The sequence below is a fragment of the Caulobacter sp. GW456-12-1-14-TSB4 genome, from assembly GCF_059424195.1.
This window is the reverse complement of record NZ_JBWKZF010000025.1, coordinates 1-23,795: the sequence shown is the minus strand read 5'-3', so window position 1 is coordinate 23,795 and position 23,795 is coordinate 1. Positions and strand designations below refer to the sequence as shown.

The following is a 23,795-nucleotide window of genomic DNA, read 5'->3' as shown; positions in this document are numbered from 1 at the left end:
AGCCTCAGGCGAGCGAGGCGGAACTTCGCCTCCAGCGCCTCGTTGAGTTCGCAGGGGAAACATCATTGCGAGCCGACGCTCGCAAGCCTTGGAAACATCAATGAAATCTCGCCACACGCTCGCCCTGCTGGGCACGGTCTGCGCCTTCGCTCTGGTCGGGGCCGCCTGCTCCAAGAGCACCGACGGCGCCAAGACGACTGGCGACACGCCCGCCGCCTCGGCTCAGGCCACCGAAGCGGGCAAGCCCGACGCCGACATGCAAGCCGTGCTCGACAAGCTGGCGTCGCTGGGCGGCAAGCCGATTGAGACCCTCTCGCCCACCGAAGCCCGCGCCCAACCGACCCCGGCCGACGCGGTCAAGGCGGTGATGACCGACAAGGGCGTCGCGGCCGACGCCAGCGTCACGACCAAGGACGTCACCTATCCGGCCGGCGCAGGCATGCAAAAGGCGCGAATCTACACGCCGGCCCGCGTGGCCGCCAATGCGCCGGTGGTGCTCTACATCCATGGCGGCGGCTGGGTGATCGCCGACATCGACGTCTATGATTCCAGCCCGCGCGCCCTGGCCAAGACCACCGGCGCCATCGTCGTCTCGATCGAGTACCGCCACGCGCCCGAGGCCAAGTTCCCCGCCGCCCACGACGACAGCGTCGCGGCCTGGAAGTGGGTGCTGGCCAACGCCAAGGCCTGGGGCGGCGATCCGACCAAGGTCGCCGTGGTCGGCGAAAGCGCCGGCGGCAACATGGCGCTCAACGTCGCCATCGCCGCGCGCAACGACAAGCTCCAGGCGCCGCTGGCCGTTGTCGCGGTCTATCCGGTGGCCGACAGCAACATGGCCACCGGCTCCAAGGTCAACAAGGCGGCCGCCAAGCCGCTCAACACCCCGATGTTGGCCTGGTTCTTCACCAACACCCTGGCCAAGCCCGGCGACGCCTTCGACCCGCGCCTGAACCTGGTGGGCGCCGACCTGAAGGGCCTGCCGCCGACCACGATCATCCTGGCCGAGATCGACCCGCTGCATGACGACGGCGTCAATCTGGCCGACAAGCTCAAGGCCGCCGGCGTTCAGACCGATCTCAAGGAGTATGCCGGCGTGACCCACGAGTTCTTCGGCATGGGCTCGGTCGTTGCCAAGGCCAAGGACGCCGAGGACTACGCGGCCAGCAAGCTCAAGGCCGCCTTCGGCCTGTAAGACAAGAGCCGGAGCGGCTTGGCCGCTCCGGCTTCTCGTTTCTACCGCCAATCGTAGAGCTCAAGAAACTCAGATCACGCCGCGAATGAGCCCCAGGGCCTTGGCTTCCTGGGCCTCGATGTACCAGTTGGATGGCGCGCGGGTCAGGACCTCATCCATCGTCACCGCGGAGCCCGCGATCAGGTTGGCGAAGCCTTCGTTCTGGATGGCGATCGAGTGCTCGATCTCATGCAGCAGAGCCTTGACCGACGCTACGCAGGTCGTCAGCGGTCCGCTCACCTGCAGCGTGGTGTTCATCTTGCGCTCGTGGATCATGAGCCGCGTCCCCCGCGTGAGGTAGCGATTGGCCTGGACGAAGAAGCTCATGAACGTCGCGCCGGCCGAATAGATCGCCGCCTTGCCCAGGAAGACCAGACACCGGCCTCCGGGGCCTGGCCCAGCTGGGCGCGGAAGCGATCGTACATCGCATAGTCGACGGGTCCGGACAGCAGGACCTTGGGGCCCGCGAACGCGGCGGTCGGCAAGGTGAGGCCGTCATCGGCGATCTCGGTCGCGGTAAGGAGCATCGGGTCTTCCTGAAGAGATGCGGATGTGGCGATCAGGCGGCCAGGCGCGTCATAAGCTCAGTCGCTTCAAAGCACTCGCCGCACCAGCGACCGATTTCAGCGCCGCTGGCGTCATGGACCCGGATTTCGCAAGCCACATCGCGAACCGCGGCGCGGACGGCCAGGAACCGCGCGCGACGTTCGGCCTGCTCGAAAGTCACCGCTTCCATGACCAGCGCGCCATCGTCGAGCGAGAGCTTCCAGCCCTGGGCGGACGGAACGACGTGATAGATCATCAAGGGCATGACGAGGCCGAACAACGCCGCTGGATGCGCGGCAGGGCGGCTAACGGCTGGCGCCCGGCTCCGTTCCGTCGGCCAGTCGGACCACGCCGCAGTCTGCGCTATTTCAACAGACCGGCGGCTCGCAGCGCCTTGGCGATGGTCTCCTGAACAGCGGATGGAACCGCGCTGACCGCGTTCATCACCCCCTGCCCCAGGCCGCCTTCCGCGACCGCCGGCGCTGTCTGCCGCGCCACGACCTCGCTGACAGACTGGACCGACCGCGCCCGCTCGGCCACGGTATCGATCGCCCAGAACCGGGCGATCTCGAGGGACGAGGAGACGCCCGCCTCGAGCATGAAGGGCGCGAGCTTGCCAAGCGCATCATCGCCCTTGGTCGACAGCGGCGTGCCATGGCCCAGGCAACGCACGAGGTTCAACTCGACCAGCGTTTCTCCCGCTGCCGATCGCCAGAGCGACCGTGTTCCGAAGGCGTGCGGCTCCACGCGATGCGGGGCCGAGGGCAGGCCGTGGACCGCGCTCCATTGCTGGGCGAGGTCATGCGCGTTTCCTGATTGAACGGTGAAGTCCGCCTCGCCATGCCAGATGGACAGGCGCGGCGCGCGTACGCCCAGCGGCTTCGGGACCAGAGCGCCCAGTTCCGGCGCCGCACGGCCGTCGGCGCGGCTCATCACCCGCAAGGCGTCCTGGACATTGCGCGCGACACCATAGGGCAAGCCGCCGATCACCGCGCCGCCTGCGAAGACATCCGGATAGGCCGCCAGCATGGCCGCGGTCATCGCGCCGCCCGCCGACAGACCGGTAATGAAGACCCGCTCTGCGTCGAGATCATGGGCTGCGGCCAGATGCGCCACCATAGACGCGATCGAGGCGGCCTCGCCCTCCCCGCGGCGAATATCGCCGGGCAAGAACCAATTGAAGCAACGATTGGGATTGTTGGACGACGGCTGTTCCGGCGCCAGGACCATGAAGCCGAAGCGATCCGCCAAGGTCAGCCAGCCGGCGTTGGCGGCATAGGCTTCGGCGGTCTGGGCGCAGCCATGAAGGACCACCACCAGCGGGGCGTCCGGCGCCAGTTGTTCGGGCCGATAGCTCAGCATGGTCAGCTGGCCTGGATTGGCGCCAAAGGCTTGGGTCCGTTCCAGCGATTGGCCTGATCCGGAAGAGAGGGGCGACGCCTTGCGCAGTCGCGCCAGCATCGCGGTGGTGTCACCTAAGCCCGACATGACGTCATCCTGATCAGCGCAGCGAAATGCTGCATCGCAGTATAATGCTGCGATGCAGCAAACGTGACATCACGCTTGATCACGTCTCTCGCCCCGCCTCCCGGAGCCTTCGGGAAGCGGGGCGTTCGAGTCAGTAGCCCGGGCGGATCGGGTCCGTCGCCGGACGCTCGGCGCGACGCGTGTCGTCATCGACGGCGACATCGTCGGTCGGCGAGAACGAGCGCGGCTCGCCATACAGGGCCCTCTCACGGCCGATATCGTCCGTGCTGTAGGGCGTGGCAGCCGGATCGAAGCCCGTCCAGCCGGTCTGGCGGTAGGCGTCGCCCCGCATCGCCGCGTCCACGCCGCGACGGTCGTTCAGGATGCCCTCAACCGTGGCGACCTCATCGTCATGCGCCTTGACGCTGACCAGGCTGCCGCCGCGACGGACGCCTTCGGAATAGACATTGGCCTCGTCATCGCTGTGGCCCGCGTCCTTCAGCGCGCCGAGCAAACCGCCCGTGGCCACGCCGGCGACCGCGCCGACCGCCGCGCCCACGGCGGTGGCCGCCAGCCAGCCGGCCGCCACGACCGGACCGAGACCGGGAATGGCCAACATGCCGAGACCGGCCAGAAGACCCGCGCCGCCGCCAAACAGGCCGCCGGTGGCCGCGCCCTTCCCCGCACCCTCGGCGGTGTCGTTGTCGCCATCGGCATGCTTGTGACCATCGTGCCACTTGTCGGCGTTGTTGGAGACCAGGCTGATCTTGTCGTGGTCGATGCCGCGAGCCTCCAGATCGGAGATGGCGTCGAGGGCTTGGGTATGGCTGTCGAACAGCCGGCTGATCGTCTTGCTCATGATGAATGTCCTGGCGTGATGTGATTGGAAAGGAGGTCGTGCCGAGGCTTAGAGCGCGGTGATCGCGCCCTTGTAGTCGATCGAGACGCTGACCTTTTTGCCGTCCTTCATGGCCTCGCCCTGCCACAGACCGTTGGCGTTCTGGTTCAGCGGGCCGAGCTCGGTGTAGCCGGCCTTCTCGATCGCCATCCGCGCTTGATCGGCGGTGTAGGAGCTGGCGCCCGGCGTCGGGCCGCTCTCTCCAGTGGTGGGCTTGGTGTCGACGGCGACATTGGTCGGCGCGGCGGCGGCCGACACGGTCGGCCCTTCGACCTTGTCATGGTCGGCGTTCTTCTGGCCGCACGCGGCCATCAGCATCGCGGCCAGCGCGACGCCCATCATCGGTCTCAACATGTCTTGGATCTCCCAGAGGTGGGAAAGGAAGCCCTCGACCACGACATGGTTCCGAGGCTCGCGAGGCCAGATCTTTATTAATAAATTCAAATTCTTGCGGAACGATTCACTTGGGAACCTTGCGACCTGTCGCCAGTTGCCGTCCCATGACCCATCCTAATCACACCCTCGTTCTGCTGGTCGACGACGAGCCCGTTGTTCGGATGGTGGCCTGCCAAAGTCTCGAAGACGCCGGCTTCCAGGTTATCGAGGCCGACTGCGCCCAGGAGGCCCTGGATATCCTCAAGTCGCGGGCCGACGTGGGCGTGCTGTTCACCGACGTCAACATGCCCGGCGCGTTCGATGGTCTGGAACTGGCCAAGCTCGTCCATGAGCTTTGGCCTGACATCCAGCTTGTCGTCACTTCGGGACAGGCCCTGCAGGCTCCGGTGCCAGACGATGGCCGCTTCATGGCCAAGCCGTACAGGCTCAACGACATGGTCGATACGGTCACGTCGGTCGCCCTGCGCCTGAGCTGAATTGACGGCTACGCAGATCCGGCTTGGCGCGGGTCGCTGGCGTTGGCCTCGATCGAGGCGGCGACCGCGGCCGCGTCGGTCGGCTTGGCCATGTCTTCCGACTCCGGATCCGAGCGGTCAGCCAGGCTGGGCTCGTCGCGACGCAGCTCTTCCAGCAGCTCGATGATCTTGGCGCTTTTCTTGTCCGCCAGCAGCGCCAGTTCCAGGGTCAACTGCGCACGCCGGTCGGCGAGCAGGTCCTCGCGCCGCTGGGTGACCAGGATCAAAAACGACACCAGCAGCGCGGCGACGGTCGCCGCCAGCTCGAGCCAGGCGAAGGACGGCTGATCGACCCTGCCACCGCCTCGGTATGCCGCCAGGCCAGCCCAGGCCGCGACGACGACTACCAACACAATCACCGCCAGCGGACGGCCCAAGCGGTCGGTGACGGCATCGATCGCGCGCTGCAGGCCGCTGGCGCTGCGATAGTGCTCTCGGTGGAAGTTGGCGACCGCTTCGACAGACTCGGCGACGTGGTCGGCCAGATCGGCCCCGCTTCCATCCTTTTCGAGCTGACTCATGGCGCAGCCGCGGTGCGCGACGCGCGTTCGGCCTGCGCCTTGGCGGCGATCCTTGCGCTGCGCTCGGCAGCGCGCTGGCAGCGCAGATGCAGGGCGGCCAACTCCTTGTCGGTCAGCTTCTCGATGCCCATGAACTCGTCCTCGGCGTCGGATGCGCGGATCAGTTCGTCGAGCTTGGTCTGCAGGGCGACGCCGTCGCGGTTTTGGGTGTTCTGGATCAGGAACACCATCAGGAAGGTGACGATGGTCGTTCCCGTGTTGATCACCAACTGCCAGGTCTCGGAGAACTTGAAGATCGGGCCGGTGATAGCCCAGATCAGCACGGATGCGACGCACAGCAGAAAGGCGACGGGGCTGCCCGTCGCCTTCGCCGTGGCGTTCGCGAACTTCGCGAACAGCTTGTCCATCAGTGCGCCGCGAGCACCGTGCCCTGCAGGGTCGGCGTCTCGGGGACCGGTAGACCGCCGGCCTTGTAGGTCGCGATCAGTTGCGCCTTCTCGGCGGCCATCTGCTCGCCCAGGGCGTCCATGTCGAGGCCGGCCTTGCGGGCCTGGCTGAACATGCCTTCCACGCGCTGTTCCTCTTCCTTGACGTGGTGCTCGATCATCTCCGACAGCACCTTGACCTTGGCGTCGTAGAATTCGTCGTCCGGCCCGCCAGCCTCGATCTCGGCGATCAGCACCTTGGCGCCGTCGTGCTCGACATAGGCTTCCTTCAGGAGGCCCTCGTCCACCTTGCCCTCGCAGGCCGGGTAGAAGATGTCCTCCTCGATCTTGGTGTGAACGGTCAGCTCCATGCAGATCTGCTCGGCCAGGGCCTTCTTCCTGCCGTCGCCCTTGGCGGCTTCGAACTTGGCGAACAGGTCCTCGACCTTGCGGTGATCGGCCTTCAGCAGGGCCACGGCGTCGAGTTTGGGGGCGTCAGCCATTGTCTTAGTCTCCATGAACAGCCAGGGAGACTGTCGAGACAAGCAACGGAGCGCTCGACACGTCGTTCCACCGCCAGAACGACTTGCGATACGTTCGCGAATACCCACCCACGCCACCTACTCGGCTGGCGCTGGCTCAAGCAGATTGGCCAGAAAGGCGCGGATGATTTCATGCAGAGCGGCAAAACTGCCCAGCCCCAGGACAAGCGCGAAATAGCCGCGCGCATTGATCTGACGGACGTTGAAGTCGACGTGGATCAACAGAACCACGCGACCGTCTTCGGCCGGAAACAACTCGTCCGCCACCAAGATCGAGACCGTCGGTATGGCCACTTTGAAGGTCACGCCCAGCATCGAGCCGATGGTGGCCAGAAGCCCTAGCAGCAGAACATTGCCAACCTCGCCCAGCGTATCGTCCAGCAGGTCCGCATAATCTTTTTCGGAATAGCCTTCACCCAGCACGGCGCGCGCCAGGGTGCTCCCGTCGTCGGGACTGAAGAGCAACATGGTCTGGCCGTTCAGCCGCCCGGAAAACTCCTGACGCACGACCGTCAGCGCCTCGCCGTTGAAGCTGGCAAGCGCTCGCGTCGCGTCTCCGGCTTCATGGATCTCAACGACCGGGACTTTCAGGGACACTTCCGACCCGATCATGGCGCGCAGTCGCGTGGCCGCGCCGCTGACGGCGATATTGACCAGCTCCGTCAGGGCGTCGCGTTCGAGCTCGGAAAGACTATCGATTGCCACGCTGATCTCAGCCTCGACCCAGAGTTAGCGTGAAGTCGACGATGAGAATGGTCACCCCGTCACCATGCGCGTCAAACCTGTACCGACCAAGGACAATCTCCGCCTTGGCACGGGTCCCGAGGAACCGCGAATGACCTCAAGAGCTAAGCCACCGCTCTAGAGGATGTCTTGATGACCGGCGTCACGATCAAACGCGACCTGCGGACCGGTCGATCGCTATGGGCCGATAGTCCTGGCTTGGGCGTGCCGGCGCGTCCGCTGGGCGCCGCGATCAGCGTCGATGTCGCCATCGTGGGCGCCGGGATCAGCGGGGCCTTCATGGCCCATGAGCTGTCGAAGGATCACTCGGTCGCCGTGCTGGATCGACGCGCGCCGCTGATGGGATCGACCCTGGCGTCGACCGCGCTGCTGCAATGGGAGATCGATCTTCCGCTGACAGCGCTCGCGAAGAAGATCGGCGCGGCCAAGGCTCGGCGGGCCTATCTCAGATCCCGTCAGGCCGTGGACGCGCTGAAACAGATCGTGGCCGAAGAACGCATTATCTGCGGGCTGAAGGACAAGTCGTCGCTTTACCTGGCGGGCGACGCCTATGGCCACCGCGCGCTGGAGGCCGAGGCGCTGGCCCGCGCCGAGATCGGCCTCGACAGCCAGTATATGGACGCAGCCTTGTTGCGCGACCGGTTCGGGATCGAACGGACCGGCGCTATCCTCTCAAGCGGTTCGGCAAGCGGCGATCCGGCTCGGCTGGCGGCGGCGCTGCTAAGGCGCGCCCATGCGCGGGGCGCGCGGATCTGGTCGCCGGTCGAGGTGGTGCAGGCCGTCAGCGATCCCGACGGGGTGACCCTGCTGACCGATACCGGTCACGCGGTGCGGGCCAGGTCGGTGGTGTTCTGCTGCGGCTACGAGTTCCCCAAGAGCGTCCCGACGCCGCAAGCGGAGGTGATCTCGACCTGGGCGATAGCCTCCAAGCCGCGCCAGCGCTGCCCAAACTGGCTGAGGGACATGCTGGTCTGGGAAGCGTCTGATCCCTACCTCTATCTGCGCATGGGCGGTGACGGTCGGCTGATCGTCGGCGGCGAGGACGAAGCCTCCGCAGGCGCCCATGAGGACAAGGCGAAGCTGAAGCGCAAGGGCGAGATCATCGCCGCCAAGCTACAGCGGCTACTGCCCTACGTGACGTTTGAGCACGACTACGGTTGGGCCGGCGCCTTTGGCGAGAGCACGACGGGCCTACCCAGCATCGGCCCCGTGCAGAGCATGGATCACACCTGGGCCGTCATGGGCTTCGGCGGTAACGGCATCACCTACTCGGTCATTGCCTCACAGATCGTCGCGGCCGAGGTGCGGGGCGAACGCGATCCGGACGCCGATCTCTACAGGCCCTGACCAGCGGCAACGGGCAGGACGTCGGTGCGTTTGCAAAGTCCAACTCAAGAGGACACGGCGATGGCCAAGGAACGGACCGACGATAATCCCAAGTCACCCCAAGAGGTGCAGGATCGCATCTGGGAGTTGGCCGAGAAGATCGATATCTGCATGTTCACGACCTGGGATGGCGAGCAGCAACACAGCCGTCCGCTGTCGGCGCGCGTGCGTCGCGACGAGCATGCCATCTATTTCCTGGTCGATGTCGAAGGCGACAAGAACGGCCAGGTCGAGCACTTCCCCAGCGTTTCCTGCGCCTGGGCCGACAATAGCCACTACAAGTACGTGGTGATGATGGGTACGGCCCGCGTGAGCGATGACCGGACCAAGATCGCCGAGCTGTGGACCAAGTTCGATGAAGCTTGGTGGGCGGACGAGACCGATCCTTCGATCAGGCTTGTGACGTTCACGCCCGAGAACGGCGAACTGTGGGACAGCCCGGGCAGGGCCGTGGCGCTGGCGAAGATGGTCGTGGCGGCCGTGACCGGCGCTGCGCCGGAAATGGGCGACAACGCCAAGGTGGCGCTCTAACCACTCCGATCGCGATACCGCCCCAACCCCGCCGTCGTGCGCCTAGCGCGCAGCGCTGTCATCGCTGTGCTGACCGTAGTGGGTTGGCGAAAAGGCCCCGCCGGGAACCCGGCGCGGCCTGGCTGAGCTAGGTCACTTCGCCGGGGCTACGCGCCAAACGGTGTTGGAGAGGTCGTCGGCGATCAGCAGGATGCGCTTGGCAGGGTCGAAAGCCACGCCGACCGGACGGCCGCGCGCCTTCTGACCGTCGAGGAAGCCGGTGACGAAATCGACCGGCTTGCCATTGGGACGCCCGCCCGCGAACGGGATCCACACGACCTTGTAACCGGAGAGGTCCTGGCGGTTCCAGCTACCGTGCTGGCCGACGAACACCCCCTCGCGGAAGTCGCCGCCAAAGCCGCCGTCGCGCGCGAAGCTGACGCCCAGCGCCGCCACGTGCGAGCCCAGGGCATAGTCGGGCACGGTCGCCTTGGCCACCATGTCCGGCTTCTGCGGATGCACGCGCGGATCGACGTTCTGGCCCCAATAGCTGTAGGGCCAGCCATAGAAGGCCCCGTCACGAACCGCGGTCAGGTAGTCCGGCACGAGTTGTGGGCCCAGTTCGTCGCGCTCGTTGACCACAGCCCAGAGAGTATTGGTCGTGGGCTCGATGGCCAGCGCCGTCGGATTGCGGATGCCTTGCGCCAGCGCACGATGCGCGCCGGTCAGGCGATCGATCTCCCAGACCGTCGCGCGGTCTTCCTCGACGTCCAGGCCACGCTCGCCGACATTGCTGTTGGAGCCGATGCCGACATAGAGCTTGGTCCCGTCGGCGCTGGCGGCCAGCGACTTGGTCCAGTGGTGGTTGATCCGCGAGGGCAACTTGGTGACCTCGACGCCTTTGTCGGTGATCTTGGTCTGGCCGGGCTGGAACGGGAAACGCAGCAACGCGTCTTGATTGGCGACGTAGAGCTGTCCGTCGACGAAGGCCAGGCCATAAGGTGCGTTTAGCCCTTCAACCAGAGTCTCCTTGACCTCGGCCCGGCCGTCGCCATCGGCGTCGCGCAGCAAGGTGATCCGGTTGCCGCCCTTCACCTTGGTCTTGCCCGTCGCCTTGATGTAGCCGGCGATGATGTCCTTGGGTCGGACCTTGGGCGCCTGCGCCCCACCCGCGCCCTCGGCCACCAGGATGTCACCGTTGGGAAGGACCAGCATCTGGCGCGGGACCTTCAGGTCGGTGGCCAGGGCCGTGACGGTGAAGCCCTTGGGCGCGGTCGGAGTCGCATTGTCCCAGCCGGCCGGCTTGGCGATCTTCATTGGCGGCAGCAGGGTCTGCTGCTGATCGGGCAGCGGCGGCTTGCCGGCCCCGGTCTGGTCTAGGCCCGGATCGCTGCGGCCGCAGCCCTGCAGAGCCAGCACCGAAGCGGCGAGGAGAAGCCAGCGCGCGCTCATCGGGCGATCCCTTCGATGCGTTGTTCCGAATAGCCGATCACGCCGGCGACCAGCGCCGCCACGGTCGAGAAGATCGACAGGGTCAGGCCGAACGATCCCACCGAGCTCCAGCCGTCATGGCTGTGCTGAAAAGAATTGATCAGGCCCGAGATGAACATCACCGCCACCGCCGCCAGATAGGCCAGAGCCCGTCCGCGCGTGGTGCGTCCCGGGAACACCACCGCGACGATGGCCCAGGCCAGGACCAGCCCACCGAAGAAGCAGCCGCCGGCGATCAGCCAGGCCGAGAAGTTCGTCCACTGGACGAAAGCGCTCTTGAGATAAGCGATGTCGGAGGCCAGACCCGACGAGAACAGAGCCAACGGAAATGCCAGCAGAATGGCGTGAAGGGGATGGAGCGGCATTGCGCCGATCCCTCTGGACGTTGGCATGGAAGACTCCGCACGCGCGCCGCCGGTGGCGCTAGCGGAGCAATTCCTGGGCGTACGATAGGTTTCATGACGCCGCGCGGAATGGGCGCCGGTTCGCCAAGTGTGGCGGGAACATCCGGCCTAGCCAGAACGTTGGTTTGCGGGCTTTCAGGATGGACAAATGACACGCGCTGACACGGTCAGGGCCGCGATAATCGCCGCTGTGCTAGCGAGCGTGACCGCCCATGCCGCCAACTGGCGCTAGGACGCGCACGCCATGGATCAACCCTATCGTTTCGCTCGCTTCGACACGTCGTCCGGCGACGCCGATCCTGTCTTCCAACGTCTGACCACGATACGTCAGGCCGTGGAGAGCGGCGTCGCGGACGCCGAGACGCTCGCGCAGTGGGACGATCTCCGCGCCGGCGTCCTGGACCTGGTCGAGACGCTACGGGCTCGTCCGATCCCGGTGTCGCACGCGGACGCCCAGCGGTTCATCAGGATATGGATCGGCGAGTTCGCCAATAAGCACTGGCCCAGCACGGCGTTTCATTGACACCAGGGCCTTACGCCGGCAGCGGCCTGGCATAGGCCTGCCGGGCTCGGCCCGAGCGAATGAAGACCCGGGTGATGCGCGGGTCCACCGTCCGGATCGCGTCGGCGAACGTGTCGGCCGCGTCTTCCAGTTCGCCGGCGGTCAGAGCGTCCTTGAAGTCCAGGGTGACGCCCAGGAGGATTTCCTGCGGCCCCAGGTGCATGGAGAGCACCTCGATGACGGTCTCGACGCGAGGGTCGGCGGTCAGGGTCGCGTTGACCGCCGCCACGATGCGGGGCGAAGCGGCCTCCCCTGTCAGCAAGCTACGGGTCTCGTTGGCCAGGAAGATCGCCACCATCAACAGCAGAACCCCAATCGCCATCGAGGCCGCGCCATCGGCCCAGGCGACGCCGAGCGAACTGCCCGCCACGCCCAGTGCGGCCAGGACCAGACCGATCAGGGCCGCGCCATCCTCGAGCAATACGGCGAAGACCGAGGGATCCTTGCTGCGCCGCAGGGCGGTGAGGAACGGCGTGTCGCCGCGCGAGCGTTTGAATTCCTTCCAGGCGACCAGGAACGAGCCGCCTTCGAACATCATCGCCAGGCCGATGACCACGAAGTTGATCCAGGCGTGGTCGATCGGTTCGGGACGCAGGACCTTCAGCCAGCCTTCGTAGATCGAGAAGGCCCCGCCCAGAGCGAAGATCAGCAGCGCCACGACGAAGGCCCAGAAGTAGAGTTCCATGCCGTAGCCGAACGGATGGGTCTGGCTGGGCGGTCGCGCCGAACGTTTGAGACCCAGCAGAAGGAGGCCTTGATTGCCGGTGTCCACGGCCGAGTGGATCGCCTCGGTCAGCATCGCCGAAGATCCGGTCAGGCCGAAAGCAACGAACTTGGTGACGGCGATGGCCAGGTTTCCGGCCAGCGCGGCGTAGACGACGGTCGCGGAACTGTTGCGGGGTCCGGTGGCGGCCATGGGGCCTCAACGTCGCCCGTCCTTTGGCCGTTCCGGATCGCTTGCAGTGTCGTTGCGGAACGGCGCGGCCAAAGAGGCCAAGCGCCAAGGTTCGTATCCGGAACAAGCCGCGTCGGCCGCCGTTATAGCCAAGTTAGCAGCAGAGCTCGGCGTCCAAGCCGCCCGAGCCAGGGGAAGCCAAGATGGCCAAGGGGTTTCACCATCGGTTTCTGGAGCTGCTCTGCTCGATCTATCTCTACAACGAGCATCGCGGCTACACAGCCATCGACCGCATGCTGGCGGCGATCCAGGTAAGCTGGCCCGACGATCAGGCGCTGATCACGCGGGTGGAAAGCCACAGGGCGGACGAGCGCAAGCACTATCTGATGTTCCGCCGCTGGTTCGAACGGCGCGGGATCATGCCCTTCGACATCGACCGGGCGTGCGGCCACATCGACCGGTTCGTGGAGATCGTGTTCGGCTCGCCGATCGATGCCCTGGACACTCACCAGATCGGCCGCGAGGACGTCTTCGAACGGCTCTGCCGGGTCATCTCCCTGACCGAGAAGCGCGGCCATCGCCAGGTCGAGGCGCTGCTGCGCGATCCGAAAGTCGCCAAGGACAGCCAGCTCATCAAGATCTTCAAGGTCATCGAGCAGGACGAACCCAGTCACTGGGCCCCTTATGACGCTTGGCTCATCGACCATGGCCGACGTCAGGCCAATTGGCGCGAGCGCACCATAGACAGCTTCGTCCATGGTGAATTGCTGCTGTTCAAACTGCCGGTGCTGTTCCTCGCTCCCGCTCTGCGCCGCCGCACGACCTGGCCCGATCAGCACGACGGCGAGATGGCACCGGAACCGGCCCTTTCGGCGGCCTGATCGCCAATCCGCCCATTCCTAACCCAGCAGATTGCCGAGGCTCGCGGCCAGTTCGACACGGCGAAACGGCTTGGTGAGCCGAGCCAAGCCCACGGGGATACCGTCCTCCTCGGCGTAGCCCGAAACGATCAGCACGGGGAGTTCAGGACATTCCTTCGCCAAGGTCAGCGCCAGCTCGGTGCCGCTGAGACCGGGCATGATGTGGTCGGTCACCACCAGTTGCGGGCAAACGCCGCCGCGGATCTTCTCCAGCGCCTCCTCGGCCGAGGCCACCTCCACGACAAGATAGCCGAGGTCGGCGAGCATCTCGGCGGTGCTGAGCCGCACGGCGTCCTCGTCATCGACGATCAGCGCCACGCCAGCGCGCCTCGGTCCGCGCGCGCCCTCGACGAGCCGAGCATCGACCAGGATAGGCGTGGCCTGACTGACCGGCAGCAAAAGATCGATCTCGGTGCCGACCGTCAATTGGCTGCGGATCATCACCGCGCCGCCCAGCTGCCGGGCCAGCCCCTCGACCATGGAGAGGCCCAGGCCCGTGCCCTTGCCCACGCCCTTGGTGGAGAAGAACGGTTCGATCGCCTTGGCCAAGGTGGCCTCGTCCATGCCCGCGCCGGTGTCGCAGACCGACATCCGGACATAGTCGCCAGGCTGGACGACAGCCGCGTGCCCGGCGCCGATGATCTCGTGACGCGCGACGATGCGCAGGATCCCACCGTCCGGCATGGCGTCGCGGGCGTTCACGATGAGGTTCAGCAGCGCCATCTCCAGTTGGTGGGGATCGGCGTGAGCATGGGGAAGGCCCTCGGCCAGGTCGATCTCCAGGCGGATGCGAGCACCGACCGTGCTGGTGACGAGATCGCCCATGCCCCGGACCAGCGCGCTGATATCGACGGCCTTGGGCTGCAGGGGCTGGCGGCGAGCAAAGGCAAGGAGACGGTGGACCAGGGTGCGGGCCCGCTCGGCCGATTGCAGAGCTGCCTCGATCAGGCGCGCCTCGCACTCACCGCCGACGCCGCGCTGCTGCAGCAAATCCAGACTGCCCACGATGGGGGTCAGGAGATTGTTGAAGTCATGCGCCACGCCGCCGGTCAGCTGCCCCATGGCCTCCATCTTCTGGGCTTGAAGCAGTTGCTCCTGGGCCAGGGCCAACTGGACCTCGGCCTGGACGCGCGCGGTGACGTCGTAGGACGTGCTGGAAGCGCCGATCCGCTCGCCCTGGCTATTCAGCAGCGGCGTGAAGCGGACCTCGTAATTGCGCTTCTCGAAGGCACCGTCGCCGAACTCGCCGACCACCACGAAGGTTTCACCTTCCAGGGCGCGCGTCCAAATCGCCCGCTGCTGCTCGATCTGGTCGGGGATGTCCTCGAACAGGGCCTGGAAATCGTCGCCGACCTTTGGGCGTTTGCCATAGGCGCGCTCGAACGCCTCGACGTTGGCCCGGTTGATGGCCAGGATCGCCCAGTCAGGGCCTAGGGCCGTGATCGCCGCCGTCGAGGTCTCCACGATATCGGCATAGACCTTCTTCTCGGCCAGCACGTCGGCGACCCGGTGCTCGAGGATGGCCGCCTCAGCCGAGGCGCGGATCCGCTCGATGTGGGCGGCGATCTGCTGGGCGAACAGCGTGAACATGCCGCGGATCTCGACGGTGTCCACGCGGTGGGGCTTGGGGTCGATGGCGCAGAGCGTGCCGAACAGCTCCCCGCTCGAGAGGATGATCGGATAGGCGATGTAGCTCTGCAGGCCATAGGTGGCCGGCGTGTGGTGGTCGCGGTAGATCGGATCGACGGCGACCTCGTCGATGACGATCGAGTCCCGCGAGCCCCGGACGGTGTCGCACAGCGTCGTCTTGACCGGCAGCTCTCCGCCGGCCTCAAGCCCGAAGGCGATCTCGTCGCGAACCTGGCAGGCCACCCAGCGGCTGTCCGTCACGTGGGCGATGGCCGCGAAGCCCAGTCCCGTCGTGCGGCACACGATCTCCAGGATGGCGTGGACGGCGTCGGACGCGCCCAGCTCCTTGAGCAGGGCGTCGGTCTGCCTTGATTGCGGCTGCCGCCCGCCGACGATCGTGTTCATCCCCCTTTCGTGCCTTGGGCGGCCAAGACCTGCAAGCTCTGCCGGCGTGGACCTCAGACGACAAAGCGACGTCGTCGGGATCGTCTCGCTTCGTCGGCGGTTTTGGGTTCATCCCCCTGGAGACCCGCGATGAGCGACAGCGTGACGAACAAGGCCGTGCGACTGAACCGCTTCGGCGACCGTGACGTGCTTGTGATCGAGACCATCGACATTCCCCAGCCGCAGGACGACGAGGTCCTGGTGCGGGTGACCGCCGCCAGCGCCAATCCGGTCGATCACAAGATCCGGGAAGGCAAGTATCCGGCGGTCAAGGAAGGCGACCTGCCAGTCACCCTGGGCCGCGACCTGGCCGGGGTGATTGAGGCAGTGGGCACGCGCGCGCACTACATGCTCAGCAAGGGTGACCCGGTCTTCGCCTTCATCGGCCAGGATCGCGGCGCCCAGGCTCGGTTCGTGATGGTCAAGGCCGTCGAATTGGTCGCCGCGCCGACATCCATCGACCTGATCCACGCCGCGGGCGTCCCGCTGGCGGCGATCACCGCCTGGCAAGGCCTCTTCGACTACGGCGGCCTCCAGGCCGGCCAGAAGGTGCTGATCCATGGCGGCGCCGGCGGGGTCGGCCACTTCGCCATCCAGCTGGCCAAGGCCAAGGGGGCGAGCGTCTTCACCACCGCCTCGGAGCACGATCTGGACTTCGTCCGCGAGCTCGGGGCCGACATGGCCATCGACTACAAGAACGAGCGCTTCGAGGACGTCACCAGCGACATCGACGTGGTCTTCGACCTCATTGCCGGCGAAACCCAGGAGCGCTCCTGGGCTGTCTTGCGCGAAGGCGGAATCATGGTCTCCACCCTGCAGGAACCCGACAAGGCTAAGGCCGCCGCCCACAAGGCCCGCACCGCGCCGCGCTATACCGCCCAGCCGAATGCCGCCCAGCTGAAAGAGATCGCCGATCTGATCGACGCCGGGAAGGTCAAGGTCGTGGTATCGGAGACCTATCCGATCGACGAGATCAAGACCGCCCACCAGCAGCTTGAAGAAGCCCATGTGCGCGGCAAGATCGTGCTGACCATCGACTAACGTTCTGATGCCTTAACTGCATAGCCCGCCACGCCCCGTCTCCAGATGCAGGTGGTTGGCGTGGGCGGCGTTGTAGTCCGGCGACAGGGTCACGCCGAACACGCGGCAGGCGTCGTCGCGCACGCGGCGCAGGAAGGCCGCCTCGGTCCCCTGCCCGTTCCAGTCCTTCTCGACAGAGATGCGCCGGCCATTGGCCAGCCGGAAGCCGGCGATGTCGATGGCCTCGGCGCGCGCGTGGGCGCTGGGCCGGCCCGTGACCGGATCGCCGACGCCGCGACAGGCATAGACGCCCAGATGGTCGATCTGCCGCACGTCTGTTCCTAGGAGCTCGCGAGCGGCCGGTCCCACCGACTGTCGGCGCCAGACCGCCACGGCGGCGGCGAGATCACAGGCCATCATCGGCCGCGCCGGCGACAAGGCCGGATCAATCCTGGGCGTGGCGTCGACCAAGTTCCCGGCTCCGGTCACCTGGCAATAGGTGTCCTCGGTCCGGTCGGCGACCGGCCGGAAGGTCAGGCCCGCGCCGGCCAGCCAAGCCGCGCAGGCCGGGGACGTCTCGACCGCATTCAGCAGACGGCCACGGGTCGTACCGTCGATGGGCTCGGTGATATGGACGGGACGCCGATCGAAGCCGAGTTCGGACAGCGGCTGGCAGGCCGCGCAGGCCGTCAGCAATGTCAGCGCAGCGAGATGAAGACGCGGTGGCCTCACCGTTCCCCGACGTGCTCGGGCTTACCGTTGCGCTTGGTGTGGGCGAATTCCTCGAGCTGTTTCTCGCTCATCGACAGCATCGATTTGGACGCGCCCTTCAGCTTGCTCTTGGGCGTGTCGCCGCGCTTGGCGGACAGGGCGGCTCCAGCGGCTTTCTGCTGGGCGGCTGACTTGGCGGGCATGGCAAAACTCCTCTGCTCGCCAGTCAACGCGCCATCGCCAAATTGGTGTCTAGGGACGGCCCGCCACTCAGCGCAGGAACGGCCCCACCGAACCGAGAGGCCGCCGGCCGACAGCCAAGGCCACGACGGCGGCTCCGGCGGCGACGATGATCGCGTCCTCGATAAGCCCGCTCCGCGTCTGGCCGACGCGTGCCATGCCACGCTTGCGTCCGGCCAGGGTGAGGTAGGCGAGCGGCACCGCGGCGCCCACAGCGACCACCGCGCCCGCGCGTTCCTTGCCCTTCGGCGCCAGCGCCGCGCCAGCGATGCCGGCGCTCATCACCCGGGCCAGCAAGCCCAGGAAGACGGTCCGGTCGGGCGCCGTCTTCATCTTGTCGCCGAACAGCTCTCCAACGCCCATCGCGAGCGCGCCGAACTTGAAAAGCGGATGATCCAGCAGCACGAGCCGCCCAGGCGTGGCGCGGCCCGCCAAGCGCGCCGTGGCGAGAGCCGCCATGGGCGTCATGGAACGGGCCGATGCGACAGCGCCGATCAAGGCCGAGGGGAGAAGCGAGGATGATGTCATCCAATGACAACACCAAAGGGCGGCGCCGGGTTCAGCACGGAAACCGGAGCGCTTGTGGTGGGCATGCAGCTACCAGCCAGAATTTAAGCATAAGACGTCGGATCGAGGCGGCTTCGCCACGCCAAAGCCTATTGGTTCCGAAGACTTCCCCGTGTTCTTGAGGGTAAAGCGCGTACCGGTTCTCAAGCACAAAATGCAATTGGCCAGAGCTTAGGGCTTCGACCTCCTTGATTCGACCGCCAGAAGCCAAGCTGCGATCGCGAGATCGCCCATTCGAATGACCCATATAGTCGAAGCCCAGCGCTTTTGCACCAAAGCCGTAATAGGCCAGTTGGAAGCTACGGCTACGAAATGCGACGCTATATTCGCGAGCCTCAGGCTCCAGACGCACATACTCCCGGTGCAGTGTCCGGTCCATCTCCACGCAAAGCGCAAGATAGTCGTCTAAACGCTTAGTGAGAGCGCAGGCGCCCAGCGCAGATAGTCGAGCCTTCTCGACAGAACTCCATGACCGATGGCTAACCTCAGCCCAGGCTAAGGTCGAGGCCTGTCCCTCGATGACCTCGAAGGCAAGCCGGGCCGATACAATGAAGCGCCTTCCGAGCCTTTGCTCGTTGGCTTGAAGCTTTATGCGCGCGGCGTGGCCTTAGAGATCAGCCACGATGTCGTCGTAGCGGCGATCACTCAAGATGAGCTCCCGCCCCTACGGGCCCTAATGCCCCGAGGGGTTTCCAGGAAGCAAACCGAACGGAGGCGATTAGGCAAATCTTGCGGCTAGAGCCGCCTCGCTCAAGTCCACTCAACCTATCGTATGAAATGGATCAGAGCCTCACGGACCTTAAGCAACCGCTTGCGACTGCCGGTCCGATGCATTTCCGCGCACACTAAGAATGGAAAAGGAACGGAAAGGAATGGCAATTTCGTGTGCAATTTGCGCACACGACAAATCATAAGTTATTGGATTTTATACAGAATCACCCCAATCCATCATGGGCGCTACGGAAAATTTCGTCATAAGTCTCTGATTTTATTCAATAATTTCTACGCCAATTGCCCTATTGGATAATTGGACCGACAGAAATCCGATTCAATGATTTCAATGAGTTAGCTGAGTCCGAGGTGCGAAAAACACGCCCAAAGCCACCCTCACTGTACACGCAGTGTACACGCCAGGCGTCTATTTGCGAACAGGACGGGGACGCTTACTCGTCGAGCTTAGCGGCGCTGAATGTCCACCGTGGGGGTCAGCCGTATGGCGCTTCGTTCCTGCGTCGGCCCAAGCCTGCAAATCCGCGATGGCATAGACGACCCTACCGCCCAGTTTGCGATAGGTTGGTCAATTGCGTCTGCGCGCGAAGTTCGCGGCGGTAACTAATCCTATTGTGGCAACAAAGCGCCCACCACCGCGTTCGGATATCGAGCGGGGCGGCGGATCTTTATGACTTTTAAAGCGACAAACCGAACGCCCTACAGCTGCATCCGCTCGCGACCCTGGCAACGTACCTTTCGGCGAGGGCTGGACGCCTTGGCTTCCTGGCCCGCCGTTCCAAGGACCTCTCATTCGGAGGCGAACCTTGATGAGTGAGGTCGTGGTTTTATTGCCCTTAGCCGTTTCTCCCGAGGCCTGGATCGTCGCGATCGCGCAAGACCGTAATCGCGGGAGCTTCGTGGCGCTCTATCGCTACTTCGCGCCAAAGATAAAGACCTATCTGGTCCGCCACGGCATGAGCAACGCGATCGCCGAGGAGCTCACTCAGGAAACCTTCCTGAACGTCTGGCGCAAAGCCGATCAATTCGATCCGCAGAGGGCGACCGCCTCGGCCTGGATCTATACGATCGCTCGCAATCTGCGCGTCGACTATCTGAGGCGGGAACGCCATCCAGACGACCGGCCCGCGGACAACGACCCCGACCAGCCCAGCACACCCGAGGAAGAGCTTCGCGCCAAACAGGGCGAAATGAGACTGCAGGCAGCGATGGGGACTTTGTCCGTCGAGCAGTCGACTGTGCTTCGATTATCATTCTTCGAGGAAAAAACGCATCCACAGATCGCTCACCATCTTGGCTTACCCCTAGGAACTGTGAAATCGCGTATCAGGCTCGCGGCCGCCTATCTTCGGTCGCTCCTGGATGATTGAGTTTGCGTACCTCGCATCACGTTTCCCCTCACCGCCTCGCAAGCTACGCCACGGGTGAACTCCCGCTCGCCGCTTCGATCGTGGTCGCGGCGCACCTGGAGACCTGTCAGGCGTGCCGAGCGCTCGTTTCCAAAATCGAGGAAGCTGAAGGCCGCATGCTCGCGGCCCTGCCGCCGAGCGAAATGGCCCCCGACGCTCTGGAGCGCGTCATGGCGCGCATGGACGATCCCGGCCCCGATGCGCCGATCATCTCGAAGACAACCGTCGGGGACGTAGAAATTCCCCTCGCAGCCGCGCGGGCGGGCCTTGGCCCGCGCCGATGGCTGGGCCCCGGCCTTTGGGCCGCGCCCGTCAACGCAGCGGTTCACGATGGATGGCGGACCTTTCTGCTGCGGGCGCCGGCGCGATCGGTGGTCCCCACGCACGGACACCGCGGTGGGGAACTGATCGCTGTGCTCTCCGGCAGCTTCATGGACGGCGAGCTCTATAGCGCCGGTGATTTCGTCGAGAGCGTCGCGCACTCCGAGCATGAACTGCGCGTGTCCGCCGATGGGCCGTGCGCCTGCCTGATCGCCATGCAGGGCCGGGTCCAATGGCGTGGTTGGTCGCGAATGATCCGCCCTCTTCTGGGGATTTAGAAGGCGTAGCGCACCGAGGCGCGCACCTGGCGCGGCTCCATCGGATGCAGGTGATAGTCCTCGACGCCCTCGGCGGGCTCGCCAGGCAGGCGCGATGCGTAGAAATAGGTGATGTCGTTGTCGCCGCTGTCAAAGACGTTGAGCACCTCCAGGGAAAGCTTGGCGCGGGAAAGGCGATAGCCGTAGGACAGGTTGGCCACCGTGGCCGGCTTTGATCGGGCGCTGTTGTCCTCGATGAGCGCGGCGGGTCCCAGCCTTCGGACCGTGACCTGGACGCTGCTGGCGGCGGTCAGCGCGACCGTGGCGCCGGCGGTCAGCACATAGTCGAGCGCGTTGGGGATCCGATCGGCGCCGCCCGCGGCGTTCCTGTAACGCGCACGCGTCAACGCCCCGCTGATATCGAGATTGAGCCCCGGGCGTACGACCCAGTTCATCAGCGCCTCGACGCCAAGGCGTCGGGTCCCATCTGTTGCCTCGGTGTCGCCGCCGTCGCCGGAATAGACCAGCTCCGATTTCAGGTTCAGCGTCCAGACCGCGAGGCTGGCGTTCAGCCCACCACGCTCATAGCGCGCGCCGACCTCGCCGCCGGTCGCGGCCGCGAACAGGGACACCGGATCGATCGGGTCCAGGGTGACGGGCGCCACGGTGGCGACGGCTCCCCGCGCGTCGTTGGAATGGTAGCCCCGCCCGGCGTCGGCATAGAGCTCCAGCGTCGGCGAGACTCGATAGGCTAGGGCGAGCTTGGGACTGACGAAGGCCTGGGCCCGCGACCCGGAGTTGGCCGGTGTATCGGACTGGACATCCACGCCGATCGCGTCGGCGCGGAGACCGAAGGTCGCGCGCACTGGCCCCGACGACCAGGTCGCCTCGCTCCACACCCCGCCGGAAAGCTCGTCGACACGATCCTCGCGATCGGTGGAAAGGCGCCGTCGGGCCTGGGTGCGGTAGAGCCCGATTTTGCCTATGCGGTCGTAGCGGGCTTCGCCGCCGACCTTGACCGTCCAATCGTCGCTCAGCGTCCAGGCCCGCGAGGCCGAGCCGCCCAGGACCCAGCGGTCCTCGGCCTGCTCGAACTGGTCGCCATGGACCGGGTCGTCGAGGAAGTAGGTGAAGTTCGACCACAGGTTCACCCGGTATTTCTGGGCATAGACCATGGCTTGGGTGTCGGTGTCCGGGCGCCAATGCGCGGCCACGATGAAGCGGCTGGTCTTGCCGCCGTCCGTATCGTCGATCGTTCCCAGACGCGAAATCACCCCCGCATCGATGGCCCGCTGGGGGACCTGATCCGTCGAACGCCAGCGGGCGCCATAAGCCAGAGCGCTGATCGACCAGGCGCCCTTCCCTGCCCTGGCCAAGACGCTGGCGCGGCGCAGGCGCTCGTCATTGACCCAGGGGCCGTCGCCGGCCTGCAGATCGACGCCGATCATGCCCATCTCCTCGGGGAGATTGAGCCCGCCGACCAGCCGGCCAAAACCGTGCTGGCCGCCCTGTGCTTCTAGAAAACTGTCCGGCAGCGTCGCGAAGGCGCGAAAGTCCGCCGCCCCGGCGGCGGAGAAGTCGCCGACCTGCGCCGAATAGGGTCCCTTTCGGTAGTCGATGGTCTCGACGAATTCCGGCGTGATCCCGTTCAGGTCCAGGTAACCCTGGCCGTGGGCGTGGGTCCGCAGGTTCAGCGGCACGCCGTCGAAGCTGACCGAGAAGTCGGTGCCGTGGTCCAGGTTGAAGCCGCGCAGGAAGTACTGGTTGGCCTTGCCCGTCCCGGAGTGCTGGGTCACGGCCAGGCCCGGAATGACTTCGGCCAGTTCGCCAGGCCGCAGCATGGGACGGTCGGCATAGGCGGCGAAGGACACCTCGCCCTCGCTGGCCGAGTTGGCCTTCCCGATCAGCCCTTCGCGCTTGCCCCAGACATAAAGCGGAGCAACCTCGGCGTCCATCGTCGCCGTGGCGACCGGCGCGTCGTCGTCCGCCCGCTCGGCGGCCACGGCGGCGCTCGTAGGGGACGCGATCGTCAGGCCACAGACAAGGCTCACCCAATAACGCTGGCTCATGACTTCCCCCTCCAACCGCGATCGCTTGGGGCGCCGCTGCGTATGAACAATTCCCACTACGTTCACACGCCGGTCGCGGATCACCGGAGAACGGGTTTCTTTTCCCGGAGGGCTGGGCTCCTATCGGCGCGCCGACAGGAGAGTTCGATGCAACGCGTAACGATTTCGCTGGAAGAGGAACTGGCCGAGGCCTTCGACGCCCTGATCGCCGAGCAGGGCTATACGAGCCGGTCGGAGGCGATCCGCGACGTGATGCGCAAGGCCGTGCAAGCGCGCGCCTCGGATGAGATCGACGGTCCGTGCGTCGCTAGCCTGTCCTATGTGTACAATCACCACACCCGGGCGCTGGCTCAGCGGATAACCGAGATCGGCCATGATCACCATGAGTTGCTGGTCTCGACGATGCATGTCCATCTGGACCATGAGACCTGCCTGGAAACGGCCGTCCTGAAAGGCGACAGGGCCAAGGTGCGCGCCTTCGCCGAAAACCTCTGGGCCGAGCGCGGCGTCCATTTCGGCGAACTGAACCTGATCGCGCTCAATCCGAGCGACGGAGCCCATCACCATCACTCTCACGATGAAGTGCAGAGCGAGACGTCAGCCTGAATATCTCAAAGAAATAGGCGCAATGAAGCGCGCGAATAATTCGCGTTCCTTCCGTCAAAAAACGAATACGGATCCGCGAAGTTTTTAGATCACCGGCTTCCCTGGTTTTTCATCAGGTGATTAGGTCGCGGCATGAAAAGCTGGCGACGACAGGCGATGGTGGTGGCGATCAGCCTTCTGCTGCACGCCGCCTTTCTGGTGATTTTCGTCTACGCCCGCGCCCCCGCCGTCGCCTTGACCGAACCGCCGGTCACCTATGTGTCGCTGATCGATGGTCCGGCCTCGACCGCCGCCGCGATCGCCTCGGAGACCCCCGCTTCGGCCAAGCCGCCGCCCCCAC

At 65.5% G+C, this 23,795-nt stretch carries 28 protein-coding genes; 10 read left to right on the top strand and 18 right to left on the bottom strand.

The genetic code is table 11. From position 1 onward, the window contains the following. The first annotated feature begins 100 nt into the window (after positions 1-100). Positions 101-1,192, top strand: coding sequence for an alpha/beta hydrolase (locus AC07YH_RS20015; protein ID WP_494748717.1), 1,092 nt, complete (start codon positions 101-103; stop codon positions 1,190-1,192). 69 nt (positions 1,193-1,261) lie between these two features. Here the strand turns inward: AC07YH_RS20015 and AC07YH_RS20010 are convergent, their stop codons facing one another. The 6 genes from AC07YH_RS20010 to AC07YH_RS19985 all read right to left on the bottom strand — a co-directional run bounded on the left by AC07YH_RS20010 (position 1,262) and on the right by AC07YH_RS19985 (position 4,496). Further along, positions 1,262-1,558, bottom strand: a complete 297-nt coding sequence (locus tag AC07YH_RS20010) for a hypothetical protein (protein WP_494748716.1) — start codon at positions 1,556-1,558, stop codon at positions 1,262-1,264. Continuing rightward, entirely contained in the window at positions 1,555-1,758 is a 204-nt protein-coding gene (locus tag AC07YH_RS20005; RefSeq protein WP_494748715.1) for a hypothetical protein, read from the bottom strand. The genes AC07YH_RS20010 and AC07YH_RS20005 overlap by 4 nt, the downstream gene beginning before the upstream one ends. A gap of 32 nt (positions 1,759-1,790) precedes the next feature. Beyond that, positions 1,791-2,057, bottom strand: a complete 267-nt coding sequence (locus tag AC07YH_RS20000) for a hypothetical protein (RefSeq protein WP_494748714.1) — start codon at positions 2,055-2,057, stop codon at positions 1,791-1,793. 83 nt (positions 2,058-2,140) lie between these two features. Beyond that, positions 2,141-3,238, bottom strand: a complete 1,098-nt coding sequence (locus AC07YH_RS19995; protein ID WP_494748713.1) for an extracellular catalytic domain type 1 short-chain-length polyhydroxyalkanoate depolymerase — start codon at positions 3,236-3,238, stop codon at positions 2,141-2,143. 157 nt (positions 3,239-3,395) lie between these two features. Next, a complete protein-coding gene (locus AC07YH_RS19990) occupies positions 3,396-4,103 on the bottom strand; it encodes a hypothetical protein (protein WP_494748712.1) in 708 nt (235 codons plus the stop codon). Positions 4,104-4,151: 48 nt separating this feature from the next. Continuing rightward, positions 4,152-4,496: a hypothetical protein gene (locus AC07YH_RS19985; protein ID WP_494748711.1), complete on the bottom strand. Its 345-nt coding sequence runs from the start codon at positions 4,494-4,496 to the stop codon at positions 4,152-4,154. A 146-nt stretch (positions 4,497-4,642) separates the two neighbouring features. Between AC07YH_RS19985 and AC07YH_RS19980 the strand changes: the two genes are divergently transcribed. Beyond that, a complete protein-coding gene (locus AC07YH_RS19980; protein WP_494748710.1) occupies positions 4,643-5,014 on the top strand; it encodes a response regulator in 372 nt (123 codons plus the stop codon). Between the two features lie 8 nt (positions 5,015-5,022). On the opposite strand, the gene AC07YH_RS19975 is transcribed toward AC07YH_RS19980, so the two are convergent. From AC07YH_RS19975 to AC07YH_RS19960, 4 genes are all read right to left on the bottom strand, one after another. Continuing rightward, complete coding sequence (locus AC07YH_RS19975) at positions 5,023-5,574, bottom strand: DUF1003 domain-containing protein (protein ID WP_494748709.1); 552 nt, start codon at positions 5,572-5,574, stop codon at positions 5,023-5,025. After that, positions 5,571-5,981 (bottom strand): low affinity iron permease family protein, encoded by a 411-nt coding sequence (locus AC07YH_RS19970; RefSeq protein ID WP_494748708.1) that lies wholly within the window; start codon positions 5,979-5,981, stop codon positions 5,571-5,573. Before AC07YH_RS19970 ends, AC07YH_RS19975 begins: the two co-directional genes overlap by 4 nt. Beyond that, positions 5,981-6,502, bottom strand: coding sequence for a hemerythrin domain-containing protein (locus tag AC07YH_RS19965; RefSeq protein ID WP_494748707.1), 522 nt, complete (start codon positions 6,500-6,502; stop codon positions 5,981-5,983). The genes AC07YH_RS19970 and AC07YH_RS19965 overlap by 1 nt, the downstream gene beginning before the upstream one ends. A 117-nt stretch (positions 6,503-6,619) precedes the next feature. Next, entirely contained in the window at positions 6,620-7,246 is a 627-nt protein-coding gene (locus tag AC07YH_RS19960; RefSeq protein ID WP_494748706.1) for a chemotaxis protein CheC, read from the bottom strand. Positions 7,247-7,417: 171 nt separating this feature from the next. On the opposite strand from AC07YH_RS19960, the gene AC07YH_RS19955 reads away from it, so the two are divergent. Both AC07YH_RS19955 and AC07YH_RS19950 read left to right on the top strand, forming a co-directional pair. Further along, positions 7,418-8,632, top strand: coding sequence for an NAD(P)/FAD-dependent oxidoreductase (locus AC07YH_RS19955; protein WP_494748705.1), 1,215 nt, complete (start codon positions 7,418-7,420; stop codon positions 8,630-8,632). Between the two features lie 60 nt (positions 8,633-8,692). Then, positions 8,693-9,202 carry a pyridoxamine 5'-phosphate oxidase family protein gene (locus AC07YH_RS19950; protein WP_494748704.1) on the top strand — a complete coding sequence of 170 codons (510 nt, stop codon included), beginning with the start codon at positions 8,693-8,695 and terminating at the stop codon, positions 9,200-9,202. A 132-nt stretch (positions 9,203-9,334) separates the two neighbouring features. Here AC07YH_RS19950 and AC07YH_RS19945 read toward each other — a convergent pair whose 3' ends face one another. Both AC07YH_RS19945 and AC07YH_RS19940 read right to left on the bottom strand, forming a co-directional pair. Beyond that, on the bottom strand, positions 9,335-10,633 hold the full coding sequence (locus AC07YH_RS19945; RefSeq protein WP_494748703.1) for a PQQ-dependent sugar dehydrogenase: 1,299 nt from the start codon (positions 10,631-10,633) through the stop codon (positions 9,335-9,337). After that, the gene (locus AC07YH_RS19940; protein ID WP_494748702.1) at positions 10,630-11,037 is read right to left on the bottom strand and encodes a DUF2231 domain-containing protein; all 408 of its coding nucleotides are present in this window, start codon (positions 11,035-11,037) and stop codon (positions 10,630-10,632) included. The genes AC07YH_RS19945 and AC07YH_RS19940 overlap by 4 nt, the downstream gene beginning before the upstream one ends. A gap of 283 nt (positions 11,038-11,320) precedes the next feature. Between AC07YH_RS19940 and AC07YH_RS19935 the strand changes: the two genes are divergently transcribed. Next, on the top strand, positions 11,321-11,599 hold the full coding sequence (locus AC07YH_RS19935; protein ID WP_494748701.1) for a hypothetical protein: 279 nt from the start codon (positions 11,321-11,323) through the stop codon (positions 11,597-11,599). 10 nt (positions 11,600-11,609) lie between these two features. Here AC07YH_RS19935 and AC07YH_RS19930 read toward each other — a convergent pair whose 3' ends face one another. Beyond that, positions 11,610-12,554 carry a cation diffusion facilitator family transporter gene (locus tag AC07YH_RS19930; RefSeq protein ID WP_494748700.1) on the bottom strand — a complete coding sequence of 315 codons (945 nt, stop codon included), beginning with the start codon at positions 12,552-12,554 and terminating at the stop codon, positions 11,610-11,612. Positions 12,555-12,736: 182 nt separating this feature from the next. Here AC07YH_RS19930 and AC07YH_RS19925 point away from each other — a divergent pair, with 182 nt between their 5' ends. Beyond that, positions 12,737-13,414, top strand: coding sequence for a ferritin-like domain-containing protein (locus AC07YH_RS19925; protein ID WP_494748699.1), 678 nt, complete (start codon positions 12,737-12,739; stop codon positions 13,412-13,414). A gap of 18 nt (positions 13,415-13,432) precedes the next feature. On the opposite strand, the gene AC07YH_RS19920 is transcribed toward AC07YH_RS19925, so the two are convergent. Next, complete coding sequence (locus AC07YH_RS19920) at positions 13,433-15,487, bottom strand: ATP-binding protein (RefSeq protein ID WP_494748698.1); 2,055 nt, start codon at positions 15,485-15,487, stop codon at positions 13,433-13,435. A gap of 129 nt (positions 15,488-15,616) precedes the next feature. Here AC07YH_RS19920 and AC07YH_RS19915 point away from each other — a divergent pair, with 129 nt between their 5' ends. Further along, entirely contained in the window at positions 15,617-16,567 is a 951-nt protein-coding gene (locus AC07YH_RS19915; RefSeq protein WP_494748697.1) for an NADP-dependent oxidoreductase, read from the top strand. Between the two features lie 12 nt (positions 16,568-16,579). Here AC07YH_RS19915 and AC07YH_RS19910 read toward each other — a convergent pair whose 3' ends face one another. The 3 genes from AC07YH_RS19910 to AC07YH_RS19900 form a co-directional block, all read right to left on the bottom strand. After that, positions 16,580-17,242 carry an extensin family protein gene (locus tag AC07YH_RS19910; RefSeq protein WP_494748696.1) on the bottom strand — a complete coding sequence of 221 codons (663 nt, stop codon included), beginning with the start codon at positions 17,240-17,242 and terminating at the stop codon, positions 16,580-16,582. 32 nt (positions 17,243-17,274) lie between these two features. Next, positions 17,275-17,460, bottom strand: coding sequence for a DUF3008 family protein (locus AC07YH_RS19905; RefSeq protein ID WP_494748695.1), 186 nt, complete (start codon positions 17,458-17,460; stop codon positions 17,275-17,277). Positions 17,461-17,527: 67 nt separating this feature from the next. Further along, positions 17,528-17,956, bottom strand: a complete 429-nt coding sequence (locus tag AC07YH_RS19900) for a hypothetical protein (protein ID WP_494748694.1) — start codon at positions 17,954-17,956, stop codon at positions 17,528-17,530. A 1,646-nt stretch (positions 17,957-19,602) separates the two neighbouring features. Here AC07YH_RS19900 and AC07YH_RS19895 point away from each other — a divergent pair. Continuing rightward, a complete protein-coding gene (locus tag AC07YH_RS19895) occupies positions 19,603-20,163 on the top strand; it encodes a sigma-70 family RNA polymerase sigma factor (protein ID WP_494748693.1) in 561 nt (186 codons plus the stop codon). A gap of 2 nt (positions 20,164-20,165) precedes the next feature. Further along, positions 20,166-20,801 (top strand): ChrR family anti-sigma-E factor, encoded by a 636-nt coding sequence (locus tag AC07YH_RS19890; RefSeq protein WP_494748692.1) that lies wholly within the window; start codon positions 20,166-20,168, stop codon positions 20,799-20,801. Here AC07YH_RS19890 and AC07YH_RS19885 read toward each other — a convergent pair. Beyond that, the gene (locus AC07YH_RS19885; RefSeq protein ID WP_494748691.1) at positions 20,798-22,849 is read right to left on the bottom strand and encodes a TonB-dependent receptor; all 2,052 of its coding nucleotides are present in this window, start codon (positions 22,847-22,849) and stop codon (positions 20,798-20,800) included. The genes AC07YH_RS19890 and AC07YH_RS19885 overlap by 4 nt on opposite strands. Before the next feature lie 147 nt (positions 22,850-22,996). Here AC07YH_RS19885 and nikR point away from each other — a divergent pair, with 147 nt between their 5' ends. Then, a complete protein-coding gene (gene nikR / locus AC07YH_RS19880) occupies positions 22,997-23,455 on the top strand; it encodes a nickel-responsive transcriptional regulator NikR (protein ID WP_494748690.1) in 459 nt (152 codons plus the stop codon). Positions 23,456-23,795 lie beyond the last annotated feature (340 nt).

What these genes read in the sequence shown, in the direction of transcription:
- AC07YH_RS20015 (WP_494748717.1), top strand. Translation starts at nt 101, where the DNA reads ATGAAATCTCGCCACACGCTCGCCCTGCTGGGCACGGTCTGCGCCTTC.
- AC07YH_RS20010 (WP_494748716.1), bottom strand. Translation starts at nt 1,558, where the DNA reads ATGAGCTTCTTCGTCCAGGCCAATCGCTACCTCACGCGGGGGACGCGG.
- AC07YH_RS20005 (WP_494748715.1), bottom strand. Translation starts at nt 1,758, where the DNA reads ATGCTCCTTACCGCGACCGAGATCGCCGATGACGGCCTCACCTTGCCG.
- AC07YH_RS19995 (WP_494748713.1), bottom strand. Translation starts at nt 3,238, where the DNA reads ATGCTGGCGCGACTGCGCAAGGCGTCGCCCCTCTCTTCCGGATCAGGC.
- AC07YH_RS19990 (WP_494748712.1), bottom strand. Translation starts at nt 4,103, where the DNA reads ATGAGCAAGACGATCAGCCGGCTGTTCGACAGCCATACCCAAGCCCTC.
- AC07YH_RS19985 (WP_494748711.1), bottom strand. Translation starts at nt 4,496, where the DNA reads ATGTTGAGACCGATGATGGGCGTCGCGCTGGCCGCGATGCTGATGGCC.
- AC07YH_RS19980 (WP_494748710.1), top strand. Translation starts at nt 4,643, where the DNA reads ATGACCCATCCTAATCACACCCTCGTTCTGCTGGTCGACGACGAGCCC.
- AC07YH_RS19975 (WP_494748709.1), bottom strand. Translation starts at nt 5,574, where the DNA reads ATGAGTCAGCTCGAAAAGGATGGAAGCGGGGCCGATCTGGCCGACCAC.
- AC07YH_RS19970 (WP_494748708.1), bottom strand. Translation starts at nt 5,981, where the DNA reads ATGGACAAGCTGTTCGCGAAGTTCGCGAACGCCACGGCGAAGGCGACG.
- AC07YH_RS19965 (WP_494748707.1), bottom strand. Translation starts at nt 6,502, where the DNA reads ATGGCTGACGCCCCCAAACTCGACGCCGTGGCCCTGCTGAAGGCCGAT.
- AC07YH_RS19955 (WP_494748705.1), top strand. Translation starts at nt 7,418, where the DNA reads ATGACCGGCGTCACGATCAAACGCGACCTGCGGACCGGTCGATCGCTA.
- AC07YH_RS19950 (WP_494748704.1), top strand. Translation starts at nt 8,693, where the DNA reads ATGGCCAAGGAACGGACCGACGATAATCCCAAGTCACCCCAAGAGGTG.
- AC07YH_RS19945 (WP_494748703.1), bottom strand. Translation starts at nt 10,633, where the DNA reads ATGAGCGCGCGCTGGCTTCTCCTCGCCGCTTCGGTGCTGGCTCTGCAG.
- AC07YH_RS19940 (WP_494748702.1), bottom strand. Translation starts at nt 11,037, where the DNA reads ATGCCGCTCCATCCCCTTCACGCCATTCTGCTGGCATTTCCGTTGGCT.
- AC07YH_RS19935 (WP_494748701.1), top strand. Translation starts at nt 11,321, where the DNA reads ATGGATCAACCCTATCGTTTCGCTCGCTTCGACACGTCGTCCGGCGAC.
- AC07YH_RS19930 (WP_494748700.1), bottom strand. Translation starts at nt 12,554, where the DNA reads ATGGCCGCCACCGGACCCCGCAACAGTTCCGCGACCGTCGTCTACGCC.
- AC07YH_RS19925 (WP_494748699.1), top strand. Translation starts at nt 12,737, where the DNA reads ATGGCCAAGGGGTTTCACCATCGGTTTCTGGAGCTGCTCTGCTCGATC.
- AC07YH_RS19920 (WP_494748698.1), bottom strand. Translation starts at nt 15,487, where the DNA reads ATGAACACGATCGTCGGCGGGCGGCAGCCGCAATCAAGGCAGACCGAC.
- AC07YH_RS19915 (WP_494748697.1), top strand. Translation starts at nt 15,617, where the DNA reads ATGAGCGACAGCGTGACGAACAAGGCCGTGCGACTGAACCGCTTCGGC.
- AC07YH_RS19905 (WP_494748695.1), bottom strand. Translation starts at nt 17,460, where the DNA reads ATGCCCGCCAAGTCAGCCGCCCAGCAGAAAGCCGCTGGAGCCGCCCTG.
- AC07YH_RS19900 (WP_494748694.1), bottom strand. Translation starts at nt 17,956, where the DNA reads ATGGCGGCTCTCGCCACGGCGCGCTTGGCGGGCCGCGCCACGCCTGGG.
- AC07YH_RS19895 (WP_494748693.1), top strand. Translation starts at nt 19,603, where the DNA reads ATGAGTGAGGTCGTGGTTTTATTGCCCTTAGCCGTTTCTCCCGAGGCC.
- AC07YH_RS19885 (WP_494748691.1), bottom strand. Translation starts at nt 22,849, where the DNA reads ATGAGCCAGCGTTATTGGGTGAGCCTTGTCTGTGGCCTGACGATCGCG.
- nikR (WP_494748690.1), top strand. Translation starts at nt 22,997, where the DNA reads ATGCAACGCGTAACGATTTCGCTGGAAGAGGAACTGGCCGAGGCCTTC.